This is a genomic window from Blattabacterium cuenoti, from assembly GCF_014251755.1.
Taxonomy (GTDB): Bacteria; Bacteroidota; Bacteroidia; order Flavobacteriales; family Blattabacteriaceae; genus Blattabacterium; species Blattabacterium cuenoti_AN.
Window position 1 is genome coordinate 162,758 of record NZ_CP059200.1, and the last position, 12,403, is coordinate 175,160.

9 protein-coding genes are annotated in these 12,403 nt (G+C 27.2%); all 9 read left to right on the forward strand.

Going from position 1 to position 12,403, the window contains the following annotated elements:
* Positions 1–68: 68 nt before the first annotated feature.
* The 9 genes from H0H57_RS00775 to purH all read left to right on the forward strand — a co-directional run bounded on the left by H0H57_RS00775 (position 69) and on the right by purH (position 12,402).
* Positions 69–1,352 (forward strand): adenylosuccinate synthase, encoded by a 1,284-nt coding sequence (locus tag H0H57_RS00775; RefSeq protein WP_185863933.1) that lies wholly within the window; start codon positions 69–71, stop codon positions 1,350–1,352.
* Between the two features lie 21 nt (positions 1,353–1,373).
* Complete coding sequence (gene purB, locus H0H57_RS00780) at positions 1,374–2,813, forward strand: adenylosuccinate lyase (protein WP_185863934.1); 1,440 nt, start codon at positions 1,374–1,376, stop codon at positions 2,811–2,813.
* A gap of 17 nt (positions 2,814–2,830) precedes the next feature.
* Positions 2,831–6,514: a phosphoribosylformylglycinamidine synthase gene (locus tag H0H57_RS00785; RefSeq protein WP_185863935.1), complete on the forward strand. Its 3,684-nt coding sequence runs from the start codon at positions 2,831–2,833 to the stop codon at positions 6,512–6,514.
* A gap of 18 nt (positions 6,515–6,532) precedes the next feature.
* Positions 6,533–7,027: a 5-(carboxyamino)imidazole ribonucleotide mutase gene (purE, locus tag H0H57_RS00790; RefSeq protein ID WP_185863936.1), complete on the forward strand. Its 495-nt coding sequence runs from the start codon at positions 6,533–6,535 to the stop codon at positions 7,025–7,027.
* A complete protein-coding gene (gene purC, locus H0H57_RS00795) occupies positions 7,024–7,755 on the forward strand; it encodes a phosphoribosylaminoimidazolesuccinocarboxamide synthase (protein WP_185863937.1) in 732 nt (243 codons plus the stop codon). The genes purE and purC overlap by 4 nt, the downstream gene beginning before the upstream one ends.
* A 48-nt stretch (positions 7,756–7,803) precedes the next feature.
* Complete coding sequence (purF, locus tag H0H57_RS00800; protein WP_185863938.1) at positions 7,804–9,240, forward strand: amidophosphoribosyltransferase; 1,437 nt, start codon at positions 7,804–7,806, stop codon at positions 9,238–9,240.
* Between the two features lie 12 nt (positions 9,241–9,252).
* On the forward strand, positions 9,253–10,236 hold the full coding sequence (gene purM / locus H0H57_RS00805) for a phosphoribosylformylglycinamidine cyclo-ligase (RefSeq protein ID WP_185863939.1): 984 nt from the start codon (positions 9,253–9,255) through the stop codon (positions 10,234–10,236).
* 10 nt (positions 10,237–10,246) lie between these two features.
* Positions 10,247–10,813: a formyltransferase family protein gene (locus tag H0H57_RS00810; protein WP_185863940.1), complete on the forward strand. Its 567-nt coding sequence runs from the start codon at positions 10,247–10,249 to the stop codon at positions 10,811–10,813.
* Between the two features lie 62 nt (positions 10,814–10,875).
* Complete coding sequence (purH, locus tag H0H57_RS00815) at positions 10,876–12,402, forward strand: bifunctional phosphoribosylaminoimidazolecarboxamide formyltransferase/IMP cyclohydrolase (RefSeq protein ID WP_185863941.1); 1,527 nt, start codon at positions 10,876–10,878, stop codon at positions 12,400–12,402.
* The last annotated feature ends 1 nt before the right edge of the window (position 12,403 follow it).

Consider the following 12,403-nt stretch of genomic DNA (forward strand, 5'->3'; position numbering starts at 1 on the left):
TTTATTATTATGTTTATATGTTTATAACAATTAACTTTGTTAAAAGAATCAAGATCAAAATGTAAATTATGCCTTCAAATGTTATTGTTGGTCTCCAATGGGGTGACGAGGGAAAAGGAAAAATTACAGATTTATTTGCTAAAAATTCAGATTATGTAGTCCGTTATCAAGGAGGAAATAATTCAGGTCATTCGATTCATATTAAAAATCGTCATTTTGTCCTTCATTTAATTCCTTCTGGGGTGATTTATCCTGGAGTAAAATGTATTGTTGGTCCTGGAGTAGTAATTGATCCTAAATCTTTGATACAAGAAATAGATAATTTAGAATTAATGGGGATCGATACATCTCAAGTTTTTTTAGCAAAAAGAGCACATATTACAATGCCTTATCATCGTTTGTTAGATCGATATCAAGAAGAAGCTTTAGGAGATCAATCAATTGGAACTACACATAAAGGAATTGGGCCCACTTATGAAGATAAAATCGCCCGAATAGGAATTCGTGCTTTGGATTTTTTGAATTTAAAAGTTTTTTATCAAAAATTAAAATATAACATTAATCTTAAAAATCAAATTTTTACAAAAATTTTCAAAAAAAAACCTCTTTCTTTTCATAAAATTTATGAAGAATATATAGAATATGCCAAAATCCTATCTAATCGGTTTGTAGATTCCGTTTATGAAATTCATGATGCTTTTCGTAACAAAAAAAAAATTTTGTTTGAAGGAGCTCAAGCTATGTTATTAGATATCAATTATGGAACATATCCATATGTAACCACTTCTTCTACTTCTACAGGAGGCGTTTGTACAGGATCTGGAATCCCACCAAACTTTCTAAAAAATTTTATAGGAATAACAAAAGCATATTGTACTCGTGTGGGTTTTGGTCCTTTTCCTTCAGAAATAAAAAATGAAATAGGAGAGGTGATCCGTCAAAAAGGAAATGAATATGGAGCAACAACAAAACGTCCAAGACGATGCGGATGGTTGGATCTGATATCTCTTAAATATTCTTGTATGATTAATGGAGTTAATTATTTAATTATTACAAAATTAGATGTTTTAAGTGAATTGGAAACCATTAAAATATGTGTAAAATACAAATATAATGAAAAAATTATTCAATATTTTCCAGCACATCTAAAACAAAATATAAAAGGAATCTATATAGATTTACCTGGATGGAAACAAGATATTTCTCATATTCATGAATACAAAAATTTACCAAAAAATTGTAAAAAATATATTAATTTTATTGAAAATTATCTAAATTTAGAAATTCTATTGATTTCTGTAGGTTCTGAAAGAAATCAAAACATTATCAAAAATAAGTCTTTATTTTTTTAATTATTTAGAAAATATTTTTGTGTGGAAAAATATAAAAATCCTTTAGTAGAACGATACAGTAGCCAAGAAATGTTATATAATTTTTCTCCAAAAAAAAAGTTTTTGACTTGGAGAAAATTGTGGTTGTATTTAGCAGAAATTCAAAAAGAATTAGGATTAAATATTAGCGAAGAACAAATTCTTGATTTAAAAAATAATTTACATGACATTGACTGGAATAGAGTTTCTTTTTATGAAAAAAAATTTCGACATGATGTCATGGCTCATCTATATGCTTTTGGAGAAAAAGCAACTATAGCTAGACCGATTATTCATTTGGGTGCTACAAGTGCGTTTTTAGGAGACAATACGGATATTATTTTAATTCGTGATGGATTGGAAATTTTATTAAAAAAATTAATTAATGTAATTTTTCGTCTTAGAAATTTTACTCTAGAATATCATAATATTCCTACTTTAGCTTTTACTCATTATCAACCAGCTCAACTAACCACTGTAGGAAAACGTTCTGCTTTATGGTTACAAAGTCTTCTTTTAGATTTAGAAGAACTAGAATTTCGATTGAAAAATATTCGTTTTAGAGGAGTAAAAGGAACTGTAGGTTCAGCAGATAGTTTCAAAGAATTATTTAATGGAGATTTACAAAAATTAAAAGATTTAGAAAAAAAATTATCTAATAAATTCAAATTTCAAAATGTATTTCCTGTAACAGGACAAACTTACGATAGAAAAGTAGATGCTCAGATATTAAATTTGCTATCCAATATCTCTATATCTTCTCATAAATTTAGTAACGATTTGCGTTTATTACAAAATTTAAAAGAAATGGAAGAACCTTTTGAAAAAGAACAAATTGGATCTAGTGCTATGGCTTATAAACGGAATCCAATACGTAGTGAACGTATGGCCGCTTTAGCTAAATATGTTGTTTCTTTATCTAATAGTTCATCCTTAGTTGCAGCAACTCAATGGCTGGAACGTACTTTAGACGATTCTGCAAATAGAAGATTGGTTATAGGACAATCATTTTTATCTGTAGATTCTATTTTAATGATTTGGAATCACATATTAGAAAATATTGTCGTATATCCCAAGATGATTGATAAACATATAAAAGAAGAACTTCCTTTTTTAGTTACTGAATATATTATTATAGAATGTGTAAAAAAAGGAGCAGACAGACAGGATATTCATGAAAGAATACGAATTCATTCTATGGAAGCAAATGATAAAATTAAACTAGAAGGAATAGAAAATGATTTTATTCAACGTATTTTACATGATAAAAAAATACCAATTCATGAAAAAAAAATAAATCAAATTTTAAATCCTAAAAATTTGACAGGATTTTCTTCAGATCAAACTTTAGAATTTATTGATACAAAAGTTAATCCCATATTGAATCGTTTTCATTATTTAATTGATTTTGATCTATCTACTAATATAGAAAAACAAATTTAAATACATGGATAAATATAATGAATTTCAGAATTTATATACAAAAAAGAAGCCCTTTTGATATTGATTCTAGAAAATTACACAATGAATTAAAGAATATGAATATTTCATTGTATAATGATCTCATTATTTATTATATATATGATATATATAATATCAATGAAAAACTTTTTTTAGAAAGTTTATCAAAAGTTTTTGTAGATCCTGTAACAGATATTTTTCATAAAAAAATACATTTAAATACTTCTTCATATCTAATAGAAGATTTCCCAGAAAAATATGATGATCGAGCCCATGCAGCCATGCAATGTATAAAAGTAATCGATCCAAAATCAAACACCGTTTCTGTAAAAACTGGACGATTAATCGAATTCATTGGGATAAAAAAAAAACAGGATTTTTACAAAATTAAAAAATTTTATATCAAGTCATATTTGAATGCAGAAAACAAAAAAAATGATACAACAATTATAGATAATTTCATTAATTTTTCTGTTGAAAAAATAAAAAGTGTCCGTAATAAGTGGAATCTTTCTATGGACGTTAATGATTTATTCTTTATACAAAAACATTTTTTGTATAAAGAAAAACGAAATCCTACACCAGAAGAATTACGTATATTCGATGTTTATTGGTCTGATCACTGTCGTCATACAACATTTTTTACCACATTAAAAGATATATCTTTTGATGGATCATTAAAAGAAACATATCAAAGTATTTTTTTTAAATATTTAAAAGATAGAGATTTAATAGGAAGATCAAAATATCCTATAAATCTTATGGATTTATCCAATCTTCCTTCTAAAATTCTTTATAAAAAGGGAAAATTGACGAATTATGTTTCGTCAAATAATGAACATAATGCGTGTATGATAATGGTTAATGTAGATTTTCAAAAAAATAAAAAAAAAGAAAAATGGTATTTATTATTTAAAAATGAAACTCATAACCATCCTACTGAAATAGATCCTTTTGTAGGAGCTTCTACTTGTGTAGGGGGTGCTATTCGTGACCCTTTATCGGGTAGAGCTTTTGTTTATCAAGGAATCAGGTTAAGTGGAGCAGCTGATCCTACCAATTCTAAAACTATTGATGGAAAATTAACACAACATCAAATTTGTATCGAATCGGCTCGTGGTTATAGTTCTTATGGAAATCAAGTAGGATTAGCCACAACTCATGTACACGAGATTTATCATGAAGGATATAGGGCAAAAAGAATGGAAATAGGCATGGTTGTTGGTGCGGTTCCTGTTGATTTTGTAAAACAAAATCAACCAAAAAAAGGAGATATCATTTTGTTAATTGGTGGTATGACGAAAAAAGAAGGAATTGGAGGAGCTACAGATTCTTCTAAAAAACAAGATTCTGATTTTAGAAATTCTGTCCAACAAAAAGGAGATCCAATAATGGAAAGAAAGATTCAGAGATTTTTTAGAAAAAAAAAAGTTGTTTCTTTGATCAAAAAATGCAATGATTTTGGAGCAGGAGGAGCTGCTGTAGCTATAGGTGAATTAAGTGATAGTTTAGTGCTTTATTTAGACAAAATTCCAGTAAAAAATGGAAAAAATATAGAACCTATAGACATTGCACTTTCAGAATCTCAAGAAAGAATGGCCGTTATATTAGATCCCATAAATGTAGAAAAATTTATTCATTTTTCTCGTGAAGAAAATATTATGTCTGTACCTATTGGTAAAGTTACTGGTAATAAACGTATTATTTTTTATTATAAAAAAAAAGAAATTTTTAATGTAAAAAGTTCTTTTTTGAATACAAGAGGATCTCATAAAGAAAAATCGGTTCTTGTAAATTCTCCTATTTCGATTTCTCCTTTTAATCAATCAAAAAAAATTATTTTCAGTAAAAAAACATTCTTAAATACTCTTTCTCAATTAAATATAGCTTCTCAAAAAAGTTTAGTGGAAATGTTTGATAGTACGGTGGGTTCTACTACCGTTTTAATGCCTTTTGGAGGAAAATATCAAATGACTCCATCTGAAGGAAGTGTTCAAAAAATTCCTGTTTTTAGAGGAAATACAAATACAGTTAGTTTAGTTTCTTGGGGTTTTCATCCTGAAGTTTCTGTTTGGAGTCCTTTTCATGGAGGATCTTATGCAATTGTAGAATGTATTTCTAAAATAGTTTCTATGGGAGGAAATTATAGAAATATTTATTTTAGTTTTCAAGAATACTATCAGAAATTAGGAGATGATCCAAAAAATTGGGGAAAACCTTTTTCTGCTTTATTAGGAGCTTATCACGCTCAAATGTCGTTTGAATTAGCTTCTATAGGAGGAAAAGATTCTATGTCTGGTACATATAAAAATTTTCATGTTCCACCAACATTGATCTCTTTTGGTGTAGCTACAGGTTTATGTTATAATATTATATCTCCTGAATTTAAAAAAGTAGGAAATAAAATTTATTTGTATTATCACCATCCATTAAAAAATGAAATGCCAGATTATGACTCCATCAAAAATGCCTATGACCATATTTATGAAGGAATTTGTTCCGGAAAAATTGTTTCAGTCAAAACAATAAAAGATGGAGGAATTTCCGTTGCTATTGCTAAAATGTCTTTTGGAAATTGTTTAGGAGCAGTCATTGACTATAAAGATCATTTGCTTGAGACAAACATAGGATCCTTAATTATAGAATCTTCCTCTTCTATTTCAAATAATAATTTTATTCCAATAGGAGAAATTGTTTCTCAAAAATATTTAAATTTTAATGGAATATCTATTGATATAGATGAATCTATGAAAAACTGGTTAAAAACTTTTTCTTCTATTTTTTCTTATAACGAATTTAATAAAAATGAAGAAAAAACTGAAAAAATAAAAATAACAAGATCTAATTCTATCATATGGAAATGTAAAAATAAAAAATGGAAAAAAAAAGGAAAACCTCGTGTATTTATTCCTATATTTCCGGGAACAAATAGTGAATTGGAATCTATTCGTGCATTTGAAAAAGAGGGATCCATAGTAAAAACTTTAATCTTTAAAAATAGAAATGATAAAGATATTATGGAATCCATATTTTATTTTAAAAAACATATAGAATCTGCACAAATATTTATGATATGTGGAGGATTTAGTGCAGGAGATGAACCAGATGGAGCTGCTAAATTTATTGTATCTATATTACATAACCCATATATTCGAGAAGCCATTCGATCTTTTCTTGATCTAGATGGATTGATTTTAGGAATTTGCAATGGGTTTCAAGGATTAATCAAATCTGGATTATTACCTTATGGTAAAATTTGTTTGAGAAATCATAATTCTCCTACATTGACTTACAATAAAATAGAAAAACATATATCCCAATGTGTTCATATTAAAGTGATTTCTGATCATTCTCCCTGGTTAAATGGAATGAAAAATAAAATATATACTCTTCCTATTTCTCATAGTGAAGGAAGATTTTATGCAAACAAAGAAACAATAAATACTTTATTGAATAAAAACCAAATAGCCACACAATATGTAGATTTAGAAGGAAAACCTAGTTCAGATAGATTATATAATCCCAATGGATCTATTGGTTCCGTTGAGGGTTTATTAAGTGAAAATGGTAAAATATATGGAAGAATGACTCATCCAGAACGTTATGAGTATGGATTACTAAAAAATATTCCTAATATTCATAAGCATTCAATTTTTAAAAATGCAGTACAATATTTTTTATAATAAAAATTTCAATAAATTATGAAAGTGGCTATATTTTTTGGAAGTATTTCTGATAAATCAATTATGAAAATAACAGCGGAAGTACTCCATAAATTTAACATAAGTTATAAATCTTATGTGATTTCCGCACACAGATTACCAGATATTTTATCAAATACTATAAAAAAAATAGAATCTGAAGGGACAGAGGTAATTATTGCAGGAGCTGGATTATCTGCTCATTTACCTGGATTTATTTCCTCTAAAACGATCCTACCTGTTATAGGGATTCCAATTCATTGCAATAATAATTATGGATCCTTAGGAGGGATAGACGCTCTTCTTTCTATAGTACAAATGCCAAAAGATGTCCCCGTTGCTACAGTAGGAATAAATAATTCTTATAATGCAGCTTTGTTTGCCATTCATATTTTAGCTATAAAATATAAAAATATAAGAAAATTATTGCTAGAATTCAAAATGAAAAAAAAGGAGAAATTTATAACTGAAATCAAGCAACATTTATTATCATGATTGGTATCATTAAAAAAAATCTTTTATCAGAAGGAAAAACAAAAAAAATATATATAACTAATAATCCATTTGAAGTATTAATTCATCATAAAGATAATATAACGGCTTTGAATGGATTAAAAAAAATTTTTTTACAAGACAAAGGAATTTTAAATAATGAAATCACTACATTAATTTTTCAATTTTTAAATTCTTTTGAAATTAAAACTCATTTTATACGAAAAATAAATAACAGAGAGCAATTATGTCATAAAGTAAATCCAATTCCTTTAGAATTTGTTGTTCGTAATATTGTTTCAGGAAGTATGTCTAAACGTTTGGGAATCAAAGAAGGAATTTCTATATCAAATCCTATTTTTGAAATATTTTATAAAAATGATCAATTAAAAGATCCCTTAATTAATGATCATCATGCAGTATTTCTAAAAATTCTTTCTTATGAAGAATTAAATATCATTTATAGTATGACATTAAAAATTAACCATGTTTTAAAACAATATTTTTTAGATAAAAATATTCTATTGGTAGATTTTAAAATAGAATTTGGTAAAAATCATAAAAACGATATAATGCTTTCCGATGAAATCAGTCCAGATACTTGTCGTTTTTGGGATAAAAAAACAATGAAAAAATTAGATAAAGATTCATTTAGAATGGGATTCAAAGAAGAAGTATTTGACATTTATATGGAAATCTTAAAAAGATTGAATATAAATTCATCCATTTAAATAAATAATGGTACAAAGATTTTCTTTTTTCAAAAATTTTTCAAAAAGATGATATATCAATTATATCCTTATATTTTGAATAATAATGATTTTGATAAGTTTCATGATGAATGTGGTATTTTTGGGATTTATTCTCCTTATAAAGTAGATACCTTTTCTTTAATTCAATTTGGGTTATTTGCATTACAACATAGAGGACAAGAAGCTTGTGGTTTTTCGGTTTTACGAGATGGATTTATTATATCACATAAAAGCGAAGGACTTGTTTTAGATTTTTTTAGAAAAATTTCAAATTCTGAATGTTATCATGGAAATGCTGTGATTGGACATACTCGTTATTCTACAGAAGGAGGACAAAGTAAAAAAAATATTCAACCTTTTTTTGGAGAAGATCCTTATGGAAAAAGTATTATATCTATAGTCCATAATGGAAATTTAGTCAATGCTACAAATATTCGTAACAAATTGGAATCCAAAGGAATAAATTTTATATCCGAATACTCAGATTCAGAAGTCATTTTACGTTTAATACAAAAATATTTATCAGAATCTGATAACAGTTTAGAAAAAGCGATTCAAAAAACAACTATTGATATTAAAGGAGCTTATTCTGTGATTGTACTTATGGATAATAAAATGGCTGCATTTAGAGATCCAAACGGAATACGTCCTTTATGTTATGGAATGTTGAATGAATACACTTATATATTTAGTTCTGAAACTTGTGGAATAGATTCTGTTGGAGGGTTTTACGTGAGAGATTTATTACCAGGAGAAATGATCATTGTAGATCAAAAAAAATCAATTCAATTCTCTCTATTTACAGAAAAAAAAAATACAAAAAAAAGAATATGTTCTTTTGAATATATTTATTTTTCTCGTCCTGATTCTTTAATTGAAAATATAAATGTTTATGAAATTCGTGAAAAAAGTGGAGAAAAACTTTATGAACAACATCCAGTAGAAGCAGATGTTGTTATTGGAGTTCCAGATTCTGGAGTTCCAGCTTCTATTGGATATTCTAAAGCTTCTGGAATCCCTTTCAAACCAATTTTAGTAAAAAATAAATATATTGGAAGATCTTTTATTCTCCCTAAACAGGAAATGCGTGAAAAAATGGTAAACTTAAAATTAAATCCTATATTAGATGAAATAAAAGGAAAACGGATTGTGATTATTGATGATTCTATAGTTCGTGGAACTACTAGTCGTAGATTAGTTTACATATTAAGAAAAGCAGGAGCTAAAGAAATTCATTTTAGAAGCGCTTCTCCTCCTATTATAGGACCATGTTATTTAGGAGTAAATACTCCTAGTAAAAAAGATCTCATCTCATACAATTATATTAATAAAAAAAATATAGAAAAAATTTTAAATGTAGATAGTTTAGAATTTTTAAGCATGAATAACTTGATAGATATTCTTGGAAGTATTCATTATTGTTTTGGTTGTTTTACCGGAAATTATCCAGTTCAAAAAAACTAATTTTATATAAACGTGAAAAAAAGCAACAAAACTATATGCAACATTAATAAGATTATAGAAAATACTTATAACAATAGGGTAATGAGTACGCTAGATCATTTTTCTAGTTTTTATAGAATATATGAATGTGGATATCAGGAACCTATTTTAGTATCTGGAGTTGATGGAGTAGGAACGAAATTACGTTTGGCAATTGACTGCAAAAAATATAGTGTGATTGGAGAAGATTGTTTTGCGATGTGTGCAAATGATGTTTTATGTCATGGAGCTCGTCCTTTATTTTTTTTAGATTATTTAGCTTGTGGAAAACTAGATTTTTTTATTGTAGAAAAAATTTTACAAGGAATAGCTATTTCTTGTAAAAAAACCAACACCTGTTTGATTGGAGGGGAGACTGCAGAAATGCCTGGAATTTATAAAAAATATGATTATGATATAGCTGGTTTTTGTGTTGGAATTGTAGAAAAGAATCATATAGTAGATGGTAAAAAATTAATTCAAGAAAAAGATATTTTGATAGGACTTCCTTCATCAGGTGTCCATAGTAATGGTTTTTCTATAATTAGAAATATTTTTTCTACAGAAGATTTTATGAATTTTTTTCAAGAGAAACCGTTTTATGAAACGCTTTTAATTCCAACTAGAATTTATCATTATCCTATTCATGCTTTATTAAAAGAATTTTTTATCCATGGATTGGCTCATATTACTGGAGGAGGAATATCAGATAATCTATATAGAATTCTTCCAGAAAATTTATCAGCTGTAGTGGAAAAAAAAAAAATTCCGATTCAACCTGTTTTCAATTATATTCAAAAAAAAGGAAATCTATCAGAACATAAAATGTGGAATACTTTTAATATGGGAGTAGGAATGATTATTGTTTGTTCTTTTCAAGAACAAGATTTGATTTTAAATCGACTTCATTTGTTAGGAGAAAAACCCTTTATTATGGGTCATATTGTAAAAAAAAATAAAGAAGTATTTTTGAAATAAAAATATTTTCATGAAAAAAATAGCGATTTTTGTTTCTGGAAAGGGAACCAATATGAAACATATTTTCCAAGCAATTAAAAACGGAAAAATTTATCATTCAATGGTCAATTTAGTGATTTCTGATAGATGGTGTAAAGCAATTCAATCTGCATTGAAAGAAAATATTTCAGTATTTTCTTTAATAAAAACTAAAAAAAAATTTCTTTCTAAAGAAATAGATAATATACTTGTAAGATACATTCCGGATATTATAGTTCTTTCAGGTTTTCTTTCTATACTTGATGCAGAGTTTTGTGAAAAATGGTTTAATAAAGTTATCAATATTCATCCTTCTCTGTTACCTAAATATGGTGGAAAAGGAATGTATGGAATAAAAGTACATCAAAAAGTTATAAAAAATAAAGAAAAAATATCAGGAGCTACCGTTCATTATGTCACAAAAGACGTGGATTTAGGAGAGATAATTTTGAAAAAAACATGTATAATTGATTCAGGGGATACTCCAATATCTTTATCAAAAAAAGTTTCTATAATAGAAAAAGAAATATTAATTCAATCTATTAACAAACTTTTGTAATTATTTATTAGGAATAAATCATTCTATTATTATATATATACTTAAAAAGTAACGATGTATTTATGAAAAGAGCTTTGATTAGTGTTTATGAGAAAAATGAAAAATTATTTGACTTTGTCAGTTTTTTAGATAAAAAAGGATATCAAATCGTTTCTACTGGAGGGACCTATCAATATTTTTTAAAAAAAGGAGTATCAAACCTCATAAAAGTATATGATTTGACTTTTTTTCCTGAAATTTTAGATGGAAGAGTCAAAACCATTCATCCTAATATATATGCAGGAATTTTAGCCAATCGTTCCGTTGAACAACATATGAAATCCATTCATTCTCAAAATATTCATCTTATTGATATGGTGTTAGTGAATTTTTATCCATTTTTTCAAAAAATGGATAAAAATTCTATAGATGTTAATTCCATAATAGAATTTATTGATATTGGGGGACCATCTATGCTTCGAGCAGCTGCTAAAAATTTTTTACATGTCACCGCTATTATAGATCATAATGATTATGAATTTGTTCAATCTGAAATTGAACGTTATGGATTTCCTTCATTAAAATTGAGAAAAAAATTAGCAGGAAAAGTATTTAATTTTACTTCTGCTTATGATTCTGCTATTTCTCAATATCTTTTAGATGATCAATTTCCCATGTATTTACATTCTTCTTATAAAAAAATAATGAATCTCCGTTATGGAGAAAATCCTCATCAAAAAGCAGCCTATTATGTTAATACTATTCATAAAGGATCAATGCGAAATTTTTTCCAATTGCATGGTAGAAGCCTGTCATTTAATAATTTAAGAGATATGGATATAGCATGGAAGGTGGTTTCTCAATTTTCTGAACCTGCTTGTTGTACCGTCAAACATTCCACCCCTTGTGGAGTTGCGTTAGGAAAAAATATTATTGAAGCATTTCAAAAAACTTATTATGCAGACACTATTTCTTCTTTTGGAGGAATAATGGCGGTTAATGTTCCAATCACAAAAGAATTAGCAAAAGAAATTAATCATATTTTTTTAGAAGTCGTTCTTTCTCCAAGTTACGAAACAGATGTATTGAACATTTTAAAAATCAAAAAAAATATTAGAATTATTAGTATCAGTGAACCTATTTCAGATCAACTAGAATATGTAAAAATAGACGGAGGTGTTTTAGTACAAGAATCAGATACTTTTTTTCCTTATGAAAGGAATTACAAAATAGTTACTAAAAAAAAATTTAGTTATCAAGAACTTCAATCTTTATTTTTTGCTCAAAAAGTGGTAAAATACGTCAAGTCTAATGCAATTGTCGTGGCTAAAGGGACACAAACTTTAGGTATTTCTGGAGGTCAAACTAATAGGATTTGGGCTGCTCGTCAAGCTATAGAAAGAGCTTTAGAAAAAAGTAAGGAGGGATTAGTTCTCGTATCCGATGCTTTTTTTCCTTTTCGAGATGTTGTAGACGAATCGGCTCGTTCTGGTGGAATCCGTGCAATTTTTCAACCAGGAGGATCCATCCGTGATGAAGAATCTGTGAAAGCTTGTGATGATCATGGAATTGCAATGGCTTTTACTGGAAAAAGACATTTTAAACATTAAA